Origin of the sequence: Stackebrandtia nassauensis DSM 44728 (assembly GCF_000024545.1) — a bacterium.
In the GTDB taxonomy this organism is placed as follows: domain Bacteria; phylum Actinomycetota; class Actinomycetes; order Mycobacteriales; family Micromonosporaceae; genus Stackebrandtia; species Stackebrandtia nassauensis.
The window spans coordinates 3,046,939-3,060,949 of record NC_013947.1 but is presented as its reverse complement, the minus strand read 5'-3'; the positions used below and the strand labels follow the sequence as shown (position 1 = coordinate 3,060,949).

The 14,011-nt window shown below is 67.7% G+C and carries 16 protein-coding genes; 8 read left to right on the top strand and 8 right to left on the bottom strand.

Going from position 1 to position 14,011, the window contains the following annotated elements; genetic code table 11:
• Nucleotides 1-17: 17 nt before the first annotated feature.
• Entirely contained in the window at nucleotides 18-1,061 is a 1,044-nt protein-coding gene (locus tag SNAS_RS14330; protein WP_013018154.1) for a phosphotransferase family protein, read from the bottom strand.
• A gap of 4 nt (nucleotides 1,062-1,065) precedes the next feature.
• Complete coding sequence (locus SNAS_RS14325; protein ID WP_013018153.1) at nucleotides 1,066-2,283, bottom strand: acyl-CoA dehydrogenase family protein; 1,218 nt, start codon at nucleotides 2,281-2,283, stop codon at nucleotides 1,066-1,068.
• A 174-nt stretch (nucleotides 2,284-2,457) separates the two neighbouring features.
• Here SNAS_RS14325 and SNAS_RS14320 point away from each other — a divergent pair, with 174 nt between their 5' ends.
• Together SNAS_RS14320 and SNAS_RS14315 are read left to right on the top strand one after the other, a co-directional pair.
• A complete protein-coding gene (locus SNAS_RS14320; RefSeq protein WP_013018152.1) occupies nucleotides 2,458-2,934 on the top strand; it encodes a MaoC family dehydratase in 477 nt (158 codons plus the stop codon).
• A 42-nt stretch (nucleotides 2,935-2,976) separates the two neighbouring features.
• A complete protein-coding gene (locus tag SNAS_RS14315; RefSeq protein WP_013018151.1) occupies nucleotides 2,977-4,485 on the top strand; it encodes a class I adenylate-forming enzyme family protein in 1,509 nt (502 codons plus the stop codon).
• Here SNAS_RS14315 and SNAS_RS14310 read toward each other — a convergent pair.
• From SNAS_RS14310 to SNAS_RS14300, 3 genes are all read right to left on the bottom strand, one after another.
• Entirely contained in the window at nucleotides 4,462-5,151 is a 690-nt protein-coding gene (locus tag SNAS_RS14310; RefSeq protein ID WP_041624879.1) for a TetR/AcrR family transcriptional regulator, read from the bottom strand. The two genes, SNAS_RS14315 and SNAS_RS14310, sit on opposite strands and share 24 nt — an antisense overlap.
• 86 nt (nucleotides 5,152-5,237) lie before the next feature.
• Nucleotides 5,238-7,136 carry a collagenase gene (locus SNAS_RS14305; protein WP_013018149.1) on the bottom strand — a complete coding sequence of 633 codons (1,899 nt, stop codon included), beginning with the start codon at nucleotides 7,134-7,136 and terminating at the stop codon, nucleotides 5,238-5,240.
• Between the two features lie 151 nt (nucleotides 7,137-7,287).
• Entirely contained in the window at nucleotides 7,288-8,253 is a 966-nt protein-coding gene (locus SNAS_RS14300; RefSeq protein WP_013018148.1) for a LysR family transcriptional regulator, read from the bottom strand.
• Nucleotides 8,254-8,341: 88 nt separating this feature from the next.
• On the opposite strand from SNAS_RS14300, the gene SNAS_RS14295 reads away from it, so the two are divergent.
• Nucleotides 8,342-9,040, top strand: a complete 699-nt coding sequence (locus SNAS_RS14295) for a response regulator transcription factor (protein WP_013018147.1) — start codon at nucleotides 8,342-8,344, stop codon at nucleotides 9,038-9,040.
• Nucleotides 9,041-9,051: 11 nt separating this feature from the next.
• On the opposite strand, the gene SNAS_RS14290 is transcribed toward SNAS_RS14295, so the two are convergent.
• Entirely contained in the window at nucleotides 9,052-9,681 is a 630-nt protein-coding gene (locus tag SNAS_RS14290) for a LysE family translocator (protein ID WP_013018146.1), read from the bottom strand.
• A gap of 99 nt (nucleotides 9,682-9,780) precedes the next feature.
• Here SNAS_RS14290 and SNAS_RS14285 point away from each other — a divergent pair, with 99 nt between their 5' ends.
• The 3 genes from SNAS_RS14285 to SNAS_RS14275 are packed head-to-tail and all read left to right on the top strand — an operon-like array spanning nucleotide 9,781 to nucleotide 11,409.
• Nucleotides 9,781-10,257 carry an RrF2 family transcriptional regulator gene (locus tag SNAS_RS14285; RefSeq protein ID WP_041624877.1) on the top strand — a complete coding sequence of 159 codons (477 nt, stop codon included), beginning with the start codon at nucleotides 9,781-9,783 and terminating at the stop codon, nucleotides 10,255-10,257.
• A 44-nt stretch (nucleotides 10,258-10,301) separates the two neighbouring features.
• Nucleotides 10,302-10,700, top strand: coding sequence for a RidA family protein (locus tag SNAS_RS14280; protein ID WP_041626115.1), 399 nt, complete (start codon nucleotides 10,302-10,304; stop codon nucleotides 10,698-10,700).
• A gap of 52 nt (nucleotides 10,701-10,752) precedes the next feature.
• Complete coding sequence (locus SNAS_RS14275) at nucleotides 10,753-11,409, top strand: maleylpyruvate isomerase N-terminal domain-containing protein (RefSeq protein ID WP_013018143.1); 657 nt, start codon at nucleotides 10,753-10,755, stop codon at nucleotides 11,407-11,409.
• Between the two features lie 22 nt (nucleotides 11,410-11,431).
• Here the strand turns inward: SNAS_RS14275 and SNAS_RS14270 are convergent, their stop codons facing one another.
• Both SNAS_RS14270 and SNAS_RS35135 read right to left on the bottom strand, forming a co-directional pair.
• A complete protein-coding gene (locus SNAS_RS14270) occupies nucleotides 11,432-12,634 on the bottom strand; it encodes a hypothetical protein (RefSeq protein ID WP_013018142.1) in 1,203 nt (400 codons plus the stop codon).
• Nucleotides 12,635-12,669: 35 nt separating this feature from the next.
• Nucleotides 12,670-13,248: a GNAT family N-acetyltransferase gene (locus tag SNAS_RS35135; RefSeq protein ID WP_013018141.1), complete on the bottom strand. Its 579-nt coding sequence runs from the start codon at nucleotides 13,246-13,248 to the stop codon at nucleotides 12,670-12,672.
• Between the two features lie 87 nt (nucleotides 13,249-13,335).
• Here SNAS_RS35135 and SNAS_RS35130 point away from each other — a divergent pair, with 87 nt between their 5' ends.
• Together SNAS_RS35130 and SNAS_RS36230 are read left to right on the top strand one after the other, a co-directional pair.
• Nucleotides 13,336-13,686, top strand: coding sequence for an alpha/beta fold hydrolase (locus tag SNAS_RS35130; protein WP_144300492.1), 351 nt, complete (start codon nucleotides 13,336-13,338; stop codon nucleotides 13,684-13,686).
• Nucleotides 13,683-13,859 carry a hypothetical protein gene (locus tag SNAS_RS36230; protein ID WP_211207391.1) on the top strand — a complete coding sequence of 59 codons (177 nt, stop codon included), beginning with the start codon at nucleotides 13,683-13,685 and terminating at the stop codon, nucleotides 13,857-13,859. The genes SNAS_RS35130 and SNAS_RS36230 overlap by 4 nt, the downstream gene beginning before the upstream one ends.
• Nucleotides 13,860-14,011 lie beyond the last annotated feature (152 nt).

Genomic DNA, 14,011 nt, shown 5'->3' with positions numbered 1-14,011 from the left:
CTCCGGCTTTCGGTGACTCAGATTCCGGCGTCGTCGGCGATGCGCCGCGCCCGGTCGACGAGTCCGTCGATGATGTCGGTGGTGGGGGTGCCCGACGCGGCCCGGTTCTTGGGCTCGTCGAGGGCCCGGCGCAGCACGCCTTCGGCGATCACCGCGACCTTCCACAGTCCCAGGACGTGCCAGTAGCGCAGCGCGTGGGCGTCGCGGCCGGTCGCCGACAGGTACCGCTCGGCCAGTTCCGCGTGGCTCGGGAAGCCGTCCAGTGTGGTGACGTCGAATCCGGGGATGGCCGCCTTGCCGGGTTCGGCCCAGTAGGCCAGCAGGCTTCCCATGTCGGCCAGCGGATCTCCCAGGGTGGCCAGTTCCCAGTCCAGCACCGCCCGGATCCGTCCGGTGGCTGGATCGGTGATGAGGTTGTTGAGGTGGAAGTCCCCGTGCACCAGGGTGAGTTCGCGTTGCGGCGGGGCGGCGGCCCACAATCGCTCGGTGAGGTTGTCGAGTGCGGACGACTCACGGGTCTTGGACTTCTCCCATTGGCTGCTCCAGCGTTTGAGCTGCCGGGCGGCGTAGGGTTTGTGGCTGGCCAGGTCGTTGAGTCCCACCGCTTCCAGGTCCACCGTGTGCACTGTGGCCAGGGTGTCGATCAGCGAGGCGGCGATGTCGTGGCGTTGCCGCGACGACAGGGTTCGCGCGACCGCCAGGTGGTCCAGCACCTGCCCGTCGACGTGTTCCATGAGCACCAGCGGCGCGTCGCACACCGCCGCGTCGTCGCTGACACCGAGGATGCTCGGCACCGGCACGGTGGTGTCCCGAAGCGCCGCCATGATCCGGGCCTCGCGCACCACGTCGTGGGCCGAGGCCAGCAGTGTTCCCAGCGGCGGACGGCGCAGCACCCACTTGTGCCCGTCCGCGTCGCAGGCCACATAGGTCAGATTGGACTGCCCCAGGCCGACGCGATCGATCGTCAACTCCCCCGACACCGCGATGCCGAGTTCGTCAAGCCACGGCCGGATTCTGGCCGGGTCGACTGCCTGTTCGGTGTCGGGTCGCGCCGCGGTCATGCCCTCAGTCCTCCACGTCGTATTTGCGCAGTTCCCGTCGGGCGATCGCGCGTTTGTGCACTTCGTCGGGGCCGTCGGCCAGTCGCAGCGCCCGCAGGTGGGCCCAGGCCATCGCCAGCGGGAAGTCGTCGGTGACCCCGGCGCCGCCGTGCACCTGGATCGCGCGGTCGATGACGTTCAGCGCGGCCTGCGGTGCGGCGACCTTGATCGCGGAGATCTCGGTGGCGGCGGCCTGGTTGCCCATGGTGTCCATGAGGTACGCGGTCTTGAGGGTCAGCAGCCGGGCCATGTCGATCTCGATGCGGGCCTCGGCGATCCAGTCCTGGATGTTGGCGCGGGTGCTCAACGGCTTGCCGAAGGTCGAGCGGGACAGGGCCCTGGTGCACAACAGTTCCAGCGCGCGCTCGGCCATGCCGATGGTGCGCATGCAGTGGTGGACGCGGCCGGGCCCCAGCCTGGCCTGGCTGATGGCGAAGCCCTCGCCTTCCCCTTTGAGCATGTCGGACGCCGGGACCCGGACGTTGTCGAAGGTGAGCTCGGCGTGTCCTTCCCGGTCCAGGTAGCCGAACACGGGCAGGTTGCGGACCACGGTGATGCCGGGAGCGTCGATCGGAACCACCACCATGGACTGTTGCCGGTGCGGTGCCGCGGTGGGGTCGGTCTTTCCCATCACGATCAGCACCCGGCAGTTCTTGTGCAGGGCGTTGGAGGCGAACCACTTGCGTCCGTTGAGGACGTAGTCGTCGCCGTCGCGTTCCATCCGCAGTTCGATGTTGGTGGCGTCGGAACTGGCCACGTCGGGTTCGGTCATGGCGAAGGCGGAGGCCATGGTGCCGTCCAGCAGTGGCTTCAGGTACAGCCGGTGGTGTTCGGGGGTGCCGAACAGCGTCAGGACCTCGATGTTGCCGGTGTCGGGGGCGTTGCAGTTGCAGGCTTCGGGGGCGATGAAGCTGCGGCCCATGATCTCCGCCAGCGGCGCGTACTCCAGATTGGTCAGTCCGGGGCCCCATTCGGGGTGGGGGTGGAACAGGTTCCACAGTCCGCGCTTCTTGGCCTCGGCCTTCAGCTCCTCCAGCACCGGCGGCTGGAAGTGCGGGTCACCCGATTCGCGCATCTGCCGGTCGTAGACGGGCTCGGCCGGATAGATGTGGGAGGTCATGAACTCCCGCAGGTCTTCCTGATACGCCTTGGCGCGGTCGGACACCGCGAACAGTTCGGCCATGCGCGCTCCTTTACCGGAAGAGCCGCCTCTTCCTCATTGTCCCGGCGGTCGCGACAGGCACCGCGACGGGCTCGAGAACTGTATACTTGAATCTGGCGTCAACTTCAATACTCTACGGTAACCCATGCACGACCCGGCGAAGTTCCGCCATCGGTTCCTCGCCAAGGAGCCACCATGGACTTCAGCTCGCTACCGGCACGCCCCGCGACCTTCGACGAGCTCACCGCGCTGATCGGCGTCGAACTCGGCCCCACCGGCTGGCACCACGTCACCCAGGAGGCCGTCAACGCCTTCGCCCGGGTGACCGGCGACCACCAGTGGATCCATACCGACCCCGAGCGCGCCGCCGACTCCCCGCTCGGCGGCACCATCGCCCACGGTCTGTACAGCCTGTCACTCGGCCCGGCGTTCTCGGCGGAACTGCTGCGGTTCGACGGCTTCGCCCACGGACTCAACTACGGCTACGACAAGGTCCGGTTCCCCACCCCGGTACCGGTGGGTTCCCGGCTTCGCATGCGCGCCACGGTCACCGACGCCACCCGGGTACCCGGCGGCGTCCAGGTGACCTTTCAACAGCTGTTCGACAGCGACGCGGCCGCCAAACCCGCCGTCGTCGCCGTGGCGGTGGCGCGCCTCGTCGAGAAGTCCTGACCTCACCAGCTCTTCGCCCCCACGCCCCAGGAGGTACCCACCATGGCCAACGTCATCGATCCGGTCTGCCGCAACGCCGACTCCCACCCCGAATCCGTCGCGCTGCGCGGCGGCAGCGAGCAATGGACCTACCGACAACTGCGCGACGCCAGCCTCGGCTACGCCCAATCGCTGGCCGCCGCCGGTGTCGACCACGGCGACCGGGTGCTGCTGACCGCGCCGTCGGTGCCCGAGTTCGTGATGGCGTACATGGGCATCCAGGCCGCCGGAGCCGTCGTCGTGCCCATCAACACCATGGCCACCGAGGCCGAGATCTCCCACGTCCTGACCGACGCGGGCTGCCGACTCGCCGTCGCCTGGCATGTGGTGGCCGACGCGACCGCCGCCGCCGCGGCGAACCACGACATTCCCTCATGGATACTAGAACCTGGACAGTCGAAGGACGCGGCCCCGACCGTCACGCCGGTCGACCGGCTCCCGCACGACACCACGGCGATCCTCTACACCTCCGGCACCACCGGGCGCCCCAAGGGCGCGGAACTGACGGTGGAAAACCTGCTGTCCGCCGGTGAGATCGGCGCCGAATGCAGCCGGGGAACCCGCGAGGACCGCTCCGGCACCGCGTTGCCCCTGTTCCACGTCTTCGGGCAGGCGTCGGTCATGATGCCCGCTTTGACCGCCGGCGGTTCACTGTCACTGTTGGCCCACTTCGACATGAACGAGCTGCTGGCAATGCTGCGCGAGCACCGCATCACCCACACGGCGGGGGTGCCGACCATCTGGAACGCGCTGCTGCACGCCGCCGCCGACACCGGCCCGCAGGACTTCCCCGACCTGACGCTGGCGGTGTCCGGCGGCGACACCCTGCCCGGCAAGATCGCCCGCGCCTTCGAGGAACGCTTCGGCTGCACGCTGCGGGAGGGCTACGGCCTCACCGAGACCGCCGCCTACGGCACCTTCAACCAGCTGCACCGCGACGCGAAGCTCGGCCACGCCGGAAGCGCCTCACCACGCACCGAAGTGGAGGTCAGGGACACCGACGGGAAGCCGTGTCCGCAGGGAGCCGTCGGCGAGGTCTTCATCAAGGGCCCCACCGTCATGAAGGGCTACTGGAACCGGCCGCGGGAGACCGCCGAGGTGCTCGGTGAGGACGGCTGGTTCCGCACCGGCGACCTGGGCCAGTTCGACGCCGACGGGTACCTGCGCATCGTCGACCGCATCAAGGAACTGATCATTCGTGGCGGGTACAACGTCTACCCCAGCGAGGTCGAGGAGGTGCTGTACGCGCATCCCGACGTCGTCGAGGCGGCGGTGGTGGGAGTCCCCGACGAGCACTACGGGCAAGAGGTCGCCGCGATGATCGTCGCCAGGCCGGGTTCGAACCTGACCGAAGCACAGGTCAGCGAGTGGAGCCGCGAGCGGCTGTCGGCGTACAAGATCCCGCGCGTCATCACGTTCGTCGACACGCTTGTCAAGGGCCCCAGCGGAAAGGTACTCAAACGCGCCATCGACACATCCGCGCTGCGGTTAGTCCCGTTGCGGCAGCCGTAGCGCGTTGGCCCACAGCCGGGTGGCGGTGGCGACGAGTTCCTCGAAGCGGGCCGGGTCGGCCGACTCCTCCGGTTCCAGCACGAAATGCCAGAACCCCAAGCGACTGACCATGCTCGACAGTGCCCGCGAGGCCAGCTGCGGGTCGAGGGTCTGGTCGGCCAGGCCGCGTTTCTGTAGCGCGGCGATGCTGCGGGCGTTGCGTCGGATGAAGGCGTCGCCCCGGTTCTGCCGCACCTGGCGGAACTCGGCGTCGACGTTGGCGACCTGTTCCAACAGGCCCATCAGCCGGGCGTTGCGGCGGTAGGCCGCGAAGTACGCGCGGTTGCTGGCCTCGACGATCGCGACCGGGTCGTCGTCGGCGTCCACATGCGGCATACCCGGGTGCAGCATGTCCTCCTGCGCGCGGGCCAGCACCGCGGCGAAGATCTCCTCCTTGCCCGCGAAATAGGTGTAGAAGGTTCCGGCCGAGCACTTCGCCTCGGCGGTGATGTCGGTCAGCCGCGCGTCGAGGTAGCCGTCGCGTTCGAAGACCGTGCGGGCCGCGGCGATCAGCGCCTCCCAGGTCCGTTTGCCGCGTTCGGTGACCGGCGGTTCCCGCAACAGCGACTCGCGGGCCATGGACGGCGGCGGTTCCTCGCTTGGGGTCGTGCTGCTGGTTCCCGGCATGGCTTCAGTTATACGGGAGCGTCGTCGGCTGGGGCTGCGAAGCCGTGGGTGTGGGGCCGGGGGCACACCCACGGCTTCGGATCGGGTCAGCCGCAGTCGCCCGCGCCGCAGGCGGTCAGCCAGTCGCGCCATTCGGCGTTGTACTCAGAGCCGATGGTGTCGGTGAGGTGCGCGTAGGCGGCGTCCCAGTCGCCGGAGCGGTAGTGGCCCAGCACCGTGTCCACGTCCTGGCGGTGGTTCTGGATCATGAACCGCACCGCCAGGTAGCCCCACTGGTAGACGCGGGTCTGGTCGTGGTCGTAGGTGGTGCTGAACAGGGTGTCCAGGTCGTAGGTGCCCTTGGCGGCCTCGGCGATGGCGGCGTCGTACTGCTCGTCGCGGTACGAGTAGGACACGTACTCGGCGAAGCCCTCGATCCACCATATGGTCGGGGTGCTGACGCCAGCGGCGAAGTCGCCGTACATGTCGAAGCGGCCGTCGAGGTAGTGGGTGTACTCGTGGTTGAGGTTCCAGATGGCGAACTCGGTCTGCCAATCGGCTTCGTGGGCGATGAACCGGGGCTGGTTGTCGGGGTCGGCGGGGTCGCCTTCCAGGTACATGCCGCCGTTGTTGGTGTCGATGCCGAACACGGCTCCGGCGAAGACCCGGTAGTCCACGCTGGAGTCGAACACGACCACCTCCAGGGAGTCGTTGTTGTCGTCGGCCACTGGTCCGGGGTCGTTCGCGACGTCGTGGAAGAACCCGTCCTGGCCGGACAGGCTGTCGCAGGTTTGCGACAACTCCCCCGCGTCCAGTTGCTGGGCCCGGATCGTAACCGTGTCGCCGCAGCTGTGCTTGACCGACAGGACGGCCTCGGAGACCCGGTTGGCCAGGTCGCAGACGTCGTAGTAGTCGCAGTTGGACTGGTCGTAGTAGTCGGCCATCTCCGCCGAACCCATCCACAGTGGCGCTGAATCGCCGGTCATGTCGCTGCTGTCGAGCAGGTCCTTCACCAGCGGCCGGGCGGTGTCGCGCAGTGAGTCGTGTTGCAGGAACCGGCCCAGTTCACGTCCGGCGTTGTGGATCAGGTACCACTGGTCGCCCCGGGACTGGCCGATGTGGGTGATGGCGAAGTCGTGCACGGTGTCCAGGACCGAGGAGTCGGCCTTCACGGCTTCGACGAACTCCGGCAGCTGGTGGCCGCGGAACAGGACGATGTAGACGTTGTTGACCGCGGCGGTCATCCAGTAGTGCTCGTTCCAGGAGGTGTCGTAGTCGGTGAGCAGTTTCTTGACCACGTCGAGGAAGTGGGGATTCTGTTCGGCGCTGTCGACGAGGGTGACCGTCTCGGCGAGGATCTCGCCGTTGGCGTCGTTGACGTCGAAGGCGCGCTCGCTGGCGAAGAACGTCTCCAGTGCGGACTTCGCGGCCTGGTCCAGTTCGGGGCCATATTCGCCGACGTCGTCGGGGTGACCCCATTGGACGTAGTATCCGGCGCGCAGGTACAGCACCAGCGGCGCGGTGCCGGTGGAGTTGTCGCCGGGATAGGACGCGGCGTTGTCGCGCATGCCGTTGGCCACCGAGATCATCTGTTCCTCACGGAAGGCGCCGTTGGCGTCGGTGCCGGTGAGGCCGAACAGGGTGTTGACGCAGGAGGTCTCGGTCTCGCGGATGAACGCCACCAGTTCGTCGCCGGTGCGTGAGGTGAAGTCCGCCGGGTCGCAGGCCTGCCGGGTGCCGTGCTTGTCGGAGGGACGTTTCGGATCCTCGGCGGCGTAAGGGTTGTCGGTGCCGGGGTCGGGCGCGGGGTTCGGGGGCCGGTCGCGCATGTCGGCCGGGCCGGGATCGGTGTGGGTGGCGGCGGGGCTGGCCGCCGTCGGTGGGGTGTGGGGTCGGTCGGGTGCCGGGTCCGCCGCGCCTTGCGAGGCGGTCAGGGCGATACCGGCGGTCAGGACGACGGCGACGGTGGCCGCGCCGATCAGTCGCCGGGTTCGGGTCAGGGACATGGGGCTGTCTCCTATGTGTCATGAACATGGAGCTATGGGGACGGTGGCCCGGGAGCGGGTCCACTCGGCGCGACAGTATTCCCGGGCGGCACCTCGGGCAATCGGTCTTTAGCCGTGGCCCCCGGATCGGGGTGGAAACCTTGCCGGGACCCTAAGCACCGGCGAGCGGATGCACCTCGGGATGCCGCTGCCACCACGGCGCGAAGACCGGGCTGCCGACGGCGTGGCTGGTGTACGCCTGCCCGACCGCCCGGTACACCCGGCCCAGTTCGATGTCGGTGAAGCGTCCCGACCGCCAGGCCAAGCGGTACCGCATGTGCAGCGGATCGCCGGTCAGCGGCCGCACCGCGATACCCGGTTCCTGGCTCGCGGTGGGTTCGACCAGCCGCACGCCCTGCCCGGACTCGATGAGCTGCCGGGCACCGCCACTGGGCGCCTCGTAGTCGACCCTCGCCTCGAAACCCGCGTGGCGGCAGGCATCCCGCAACGAGGCCAGCGAGCCGTCGTCGGCGCCGGGCGGACAGATCCACGACTCACCGGCCAGTTCGGACAGTGCGATCTCGGGCCGGGAGGCGAGCGCGTGACCGCTGGCGATGGCCACGAACACCGGCACCTGTGGCACCAGGACGCGTTGCTCGACCGGCGGCGCCAGCCGCACGTCGTGGTCCACCATGGTGCCGATCACCGCCAGGTCCATCCGGTCGTGGGTGACGGCCTGGGCCAGGATCACCGCCGAGGGTTCGACACGCAGCCGAACCTCGTACTCGGGCAACGCCTTGCGCACCAGTTCGATCATGGTGCCGACACACTCCATATGGGCCGAACCCAGCCGCAGCGCGGTTCTGGTGCGGCCGTTCGGATGGCGCAGTCCGCCGACGAACGCGTCCAGTTCGACGAGCAGCATCCGGGCTCGCTCCAGGGTGCGCTCCCCGTCGGGTGTGGGCACGACGCCCGACCGGGCGCGGACGAACAGTTCGGCGCCGACGATGCGCTCGATGCGTTTGAGCTGGGCTGACAGCGCCGGTTGCGAGATACCGAGGACGCGGGCGGCCTTGGACAGGCTTCCGGCGTCGGCGATGGCGCAGATCGCCCGCAGGTGCCGGATCTCGGGATCCATAACCAAAGGTTATATCGATGCATATGACCACGTGCATGTCAGGTATGCAAATCTGCAAGCAGCCGTCCACTGAGCCCGAAACGAAGCCATGAGACAACTGCTGATCCTCGACGACGACACCCGGCACCGCCGCGACCTCGCCACCCGGCTGTTCCCCCACTACCAGGTGCGCTCGGCCGCGGTGAGCGTCGTGGGCGCCACCCTCACCGACCTGTTGCGCCCCACCTGCCAGCGTCCCGACGTCGTCATCATCGACCCGTACAACGACTACACCGACGCACTCCAACTGCTGCGCACGATCGTCGCGGCCTCGGGGCGACCGGTCATCATCACCGGCCTGCCCCGCCCGGAACCCGAGATCGTCGCGGCACTGCGATGCGGCGCCGACACCTTCCTGCCCAAACCCTTCTCGGTCAACGCCTTGGAGGCCCGGCTGGCCGCGACGCTGCGCCGCGCCCCCGCCCCACCGGCCCCGGCACCCCGTCTGGTGGGCGACCTGCGGGTGGATCTGGCCTCCCACACCGTGACCCTGCGCGGCATCCCGATCCGTTTGACCCGCGCCGAGTTCGACCTGCTGGCCTGCCTGTCCGAATACCCGGGCCGGCTGTTGCCCCGCGCCACCGTGATGGCGCGAACCCGCTGCCACGACGATCGGGCCACCATAGACGTCCTACTGTCGCGGCTGCGTTCCAAACTGGGCGAGTCTGCCCGCCGCCCCCGGTTGCTGCACACCGTGAGGGGACGCGGCATCGCCCTGGGCGAACCCGCGCGGGCACCGTCGCACTGACCGCCGCGGCGTCAGCGCTCCACGGCCAGCCGGATACCGAGCCCGATGAAGATACCGCCGGTGGCGGTGTCGATGCGCCGCTTCGCCGCCTGCCGACGCCGCAGCCAACCGCCGATCCGCCCGGCCAGCACCCCGACCGTACCGTCCACGATGAACTCCAGCACGATGAGGACGGTCCCCAGGATCGCGAACTGGGCCCACACGTTCCCCAACGACGGATCGATGAACTGCGGCAGGAACGCGATCGTGAAGGTGACCATCTTCGGGTTGAGGAGATTGGTCAGCAGCCCGCTGACGAAGGCCCGACGACCCAGCATCCCGCCGCCGACCGCCATCTCATCCGATCCCTTGCGGCGGTTGCGGATCATCTGTACGCCCAGGTAGATCAGGTAGGCCGCGCCGGCGAAACGCACCACGGTGAAAGCCGTCGGCACCGCCGTGAACAGAGCCGCCAACCCCGCCGCGGCCACGATGACGTGCACCGCCTCGCTCACGGCAACACCCGCGGTGGCCAGCAACCCGGCCCTCGGGCCGCCACGCATCCCGCAGCCCAGGACGAACAACATGTCCGGTCCGGGGGTGATCATGGCGACGAGCGTGGTCACGGTGAAGGCAGCCAGCAGGGCGACATCGATGGGCATGGACAGGATCCTGCCACGAAACCCGTCCGCCGCATACGTGACAACCGCGACAGTCCATCTGCTGGTAACCCCAATTCTGGACATGTAATGTCCAGAACCATGAAGATGTCCGAAGGCGTCGAATGGGCCATCCACAGTTGCCTCAACCTCGCCTGGGCGAACCGCGACGCCATACCGGCCAGTCGACTGGCCGCCTACCACGAACTACCCCCGGCCTACCTCAACAAACAGCTACAGGCCCTGTGCCGGGCAGGAATCCTCACCTCGACCACCGGCCCACGCGGCGGCTTCCGGCTCGCCCGGCCACTGGACGACATCAGTTTCATGGACGTCGTGACCGCGATCGAAGGCGGCGACGATGCCTTCGCCTGCACCGAGATCCGGCAACGCGGCCCGAACGGCGGCCCGGCCGAGAACTTCCCGCACACCTGCGCCGTGTCGCGGACGATGCGAGCCGCCGAACTGACCTGGCGCCGCGAACTCGCCCAACACACCCTCGCCGACGCCAAACACCAGGCCGAACACGACGCCCCCGGCCTGACCGCACGCGTCCGCGACTGGTTCGGCCCCTCATGACCACCCCCATCACGGACAACAACCATCACGACTGGAGGAAAGCCATGTCCCGCACCATCATCAACCCGTCCGACCTGCACGACCCCACGGCCTTCGGCTACAGCCACGTCAACACCACCGAAGGCAGCCCCCTGGTCTTCATCGCCGGACAGTACGACTCCGGCGACCAGGGAACGCCCACATCGTCCGATTTCAACACCCAGGCGCGACGGGCCTTCGACAACCTGGGCAAAGCACTGCGCGCCGCCGGTCTCGACTACGACAACGTCGTCAAACTCGGCACCTTCATCGTCGACCACGACGCCGACAAGCTCACCACCGTCGGCAAACTCGTCCACGAGCACTGGGGCGACCGGCCCCCGGCCCAGACCCTCAACGGCGTCGCCCGACTGGCACTGCCGGAGATGCTGTTCGAAGTGGACGCCATCGCGATCCGCTTCTGACGTCGACAGGGGGTTCGGCCACGGTCCCCGCCCACGCTGTTAGGTTGCGGCCGTGGATCTCTTCTCACGATCGTGGACAGCGCTACGCGCCGCCGTGGCCGACCTCGCCGACGACGACTTCACCAAGCCCTCGGGCTGCACCGGCTGGCTCGTGCGAGACCTGGTGTGCCACCTGATCATCGACGCACAAGACGTCCTGATCACCCTCGCCACCCCCACCCAGGCCGAACCCACCCGCGACGCGGTCACCTACTGGACGGTCGCCGACACCCCACCCACCGGCGACGACCCGCTCGCCGCCCTCACCGTGCGACTGGCCGCCGCCTACCAAGACCCCGCGCTGCTGAAGTTCCACCTCGACGACGTCGGCTCCGCCGCCGGACGCGCGGCCCGCCTCGCCGACCCCCACCAGACGGTCAGCACCCAGGACCAGGCACTCACCGTCGCCGACTACCTCTCGGCCTACGTCCTGGAATGGACCCTGCACCATCTGGACCTGACTGCACACCTGCCCAACGCGGACCAACCACCCGCCGAAACCCTCACCCGAACCCGCGAAATGATCGACACGATCGCCGGAACGCCGTTCCCCGCCTCATGGTCCGACACGGACGTCCTCCGGATCGGCACCGGCCGACGCGAACCCACCGCCACCGAAGCCGCCGAACTGGGACCCCTGGCCGCCAAACTCCCCCTCGTCCTGGGTTGACGGCCGTGCCGGACTCGCCGACTCACTCCTGGTGAACCTTGATGGTCTGTCCGGCCAGGTCGAGCAGAGCCTTCTTCGCGGCTGTCGGCGTCCCCTCATCCCCGTTGAACGCGAGGACGATGTTCGCGGTGAGGTTGTCGTCCAGAATCACGACGCTGGTCTCGATCCGGACCGGACCACCGACCTCACCCAGTTTCCCCTGCGACCACTTTCCCTCGGCGTCGGTGACGGTCTTGTGGCTGGTCTCCATCGATTCCTTCAGCCGCTTGTACTCCTTCTCAGCGGCGTTGGCATCGGGGTGAGTGCTCACCTTGAATATCAACGCGGCGTTGGATTTCAGTTCCTTGTCATCAAAGGTCCCGTTCTCGCAGCTCTCCTGGGACATACCCTTGCCGTCGGCGTCGGCGGTGTATTCGCTGTTGTCGAGGCTCTCGAACGGGAACGAGTCGAGACTCGACCAGTCGATCTTCTCGCAGAAATCGTCCATGAAGGAGTACGCCCCGGACTTCGGCTTCGATTGTCCATTGCCGGACGGCGGCTCTTTGAGATCCTCGGACTTCACCAACGGAACCATGAGGTTGTTGACCAGGTTCGACATGACGCCTGTCGCCTGTTTCTCATCCGGGTCCAGCCCGGAGACGAAGGCACTGACGGAAAGGTGCAGGTTCCCGTCAAGAATCTTGGCGCCGTGACGTGTCCCGCCACCATCCAGCTTCATGATGGCTGAGTTGCCCTGCATCCAGTCGCCTTTGAGCTTTTCCAGTTCATAGCCCTCGAATCCACCATCTGGTTCGAAGTGCTCCTTCGCATCGGCGCTCTTCTCGAAGACGGTGACGTCAACTCGGACATCACCGAACTTCTCGGAGACGGAGTCGTAGAGCTGCGCGCTGCAGGACTGAACGCCGAATCCCTCGTAGGGCGTGAAATCATCGCTGGTGTCGCCGCTGATCGGCGCGAAGGTGTCCTCGACGTCGTCAAACTGAGCTTGTCCGCAGAGATCGGAGATGAAGCCGTAGGTCTGGTCTTCGGGTTTGGGCTCGGAGATCTTGGGCTCGGAGCCGCCCAGACTGATGACCCCGGTCGCGACGAGTGTGCCACCGACTCCGGCCAATACGACGATCACCACGGCGATGCCGCCCAGGATTCGGCCCCACCTCGGTTTTTTGGGGGTAGGTGTCAGCACGGTGCCCGGGTAGTACTCGTGCTGATGGTTCGGATAGGTCATCTGTCGTAGCCCCTTGAGTTCGCTTATCGCTCCTCTCAAGGCTCCTGAACCTTGCACGAATCCTGCACGAGTTCCCAGTGGTTCGATAATGGCTGGTCGCGGCGGTAGCGGACTTCGGTGAGTGTGGTGCCGTCGTCGAAGATGTAGGGCGATGCGGCGCCGTCGAGTGTGAAGCCGCCGCGTTCGTAGAAGCGGCGGGCGCGTGGGTTGTCGGCGAGTACCCACAGGCGGACCGGGTTCAGGTTTTCGTGTTCCAGGTGGGTGAGGGCTTGGGTCATCAGGGCCTGTCCGGCCCCGCCGCCCCAGTGGGTGGGGGCGACGTAGATCGCGTAGATCTCGCCGCCCTGGCTGGGGTCGCGTCGGGTGGCGTCCTGGTCGTGTCGGTAGGGGCCGCAGTTGACGAAGCCCCGGATGTCGCCGTCCAGTTCGTCCACGTAGAGGGCGCAGGAGGGGGGTGGTTCGGCCAGGCGTCGGGTCAGGTGTTCGGGGACTTCGGTGGACATCGATGCCAGGACGGGGGCGGGGACGACTCCGGCGTATCCGGCCCGCCAGCTGTCGACTCGTACTCGCTGGATCGCGGCGGCGTCCATCGTGGTGGCGACGCGTACCGGCACGGTTCCTCCTCGGGATGGGTGCCGACATCTTATGGGTATTCGCCGGGTTCGGCGGAGTACCCCGGTAAGGGGTCGGGTCCGCCGTTGGTGTTGTTGTCGGCCGGTACGGCGTCGACGTTCATGTGGGAGCCGCAGGTGGAGGCCTTGGCCGCGTCGCGCACCGTGTATGTCGTCGACCTTGAGGACGCGTTGCGCGACAGTGCCGCGAACATGTTCGTGCACAAGGAACTCGCCACTACCGAGCTGGTGGCGGCGACGACGCAACCGACGCTCGTCGTCTGGGGCGATCAGGACACGATTATGCCGCCGGCACAGGCGGCCCGGTTCGCGAAGTTGATCCCCGACGCCGAGGCCCACATGGTCGATGACTGTGGACACGCCCTCACCCTCGATTGCCCGGACGAGACCACCGCGCTCATGAAAGCCTTCCTGTCGTGACCGACCCTGAGATCGAGCTGATCCGGCGCGCGCGCGGCGGGGACACCCTCGCCATGGCGGAGCTGCTGGACCGGCTCGGCCCGTATGTGGCGCGCGTTTGTGGCCCATCGCGGTGCGGGTGGTGCGGCGGGCCGCGGGGGGCGCTGGCCCGGCTGGAGCGGGAACTCGGCTGAGTCGACAAGGGACCGGGCCGGGAGTTTTACCCTCTCCCGGCCCGGCATATGCCACCTGTATGGCGGCGTCGAGTCGTTTAAGTGTGCTGTCAGGCTGCTACTAGCCTCGCGCGTTTCCATTACGCCACCGGGCCACTGTGGAGGCCCGGGCC

Coding starts and splice junctions, on each gene's coding strand:
- SNAS_RS14330 (WP_013018154.1), bottom strand. CDS start 1,061: ATGACCGCGGCGCGACCCGACACCGAACAGGCAGTCGACCCGGCCAGA.
- SNAS_RS14325 (WP_013018153.1), bottom strand. CDS start 2,283: ATGGCCGAACTGTTCGCGGTGTCCGACCGCGCCAAGGCGTATCAGGAA.
- SNAS_RS14320 (WP_013018152.1), top strand. CDS start 2,458: ATGGACTTCAGCTCGCTACCGGCACGCCCCGCGACCTTCGACGAGCTC.
- SNAS_RS14315 (WP_013018151.1), top strand. CDS start 2,977: ATGGCCAACGTCATCGATCCGGTCTGCCGCAACGCCGACTCCCACCCC.
- SNAS_RS14310 (WP_041624879.1), bottom strand. CDS start 5,151: ATGCCGGGAACCAGCAGCACGACCCCAAGCGAGGAACCGCCGCCGTCC.
- SNAS_RS14305 (WP_013018149.1), bottom strand. CDS start 7,136: ATGTCCCTGACCCGAACCCGGCGACTGATCGGCGCGGCCACCGTCGCC.
- SNAS_RS14300 (WP_013018148.1), bottom strand. CDS start 8,253: ATGGATCCCGAGATCCGGCACCTGCGGGCGATCTGCGCCATCGCCGAC.
- SNAS_RS14295 (WP_013018147.1), top strand. CDS start 8,342: ATGAGACAACTGCTGATCCTCGACGACGACACCCGGCACCGCCGCGAC.
- SNAS_RS14290 (WP_013018146.1), bottom strand. CDS start 9,681: ATGCCCATCGATGTCGCCCTGCTGGCTGCCTTCACCGTGACCACGCTC.
- SNAS_RS14285 (WP_041624877.1), top strand. CDS start 9,781: ATGAAGATGTCCGAAGGCGTCGAATGGGCCATCCACAGTTGCCTCAAC.
- SNAS_RS14280 (WP_041626115.1), top strand. CDS start 10,302: ATGTCCCGCACCATCATCAACCCGTCCGACCTGCACGACCCCACGGCC.
- SNAS_RS14270 (WP_013018142.1), bottom strand. CDS start 12,634: ATGACCTATCCGAACCATCAGCACGAGTACTACCCGGGCACCGTGCTG.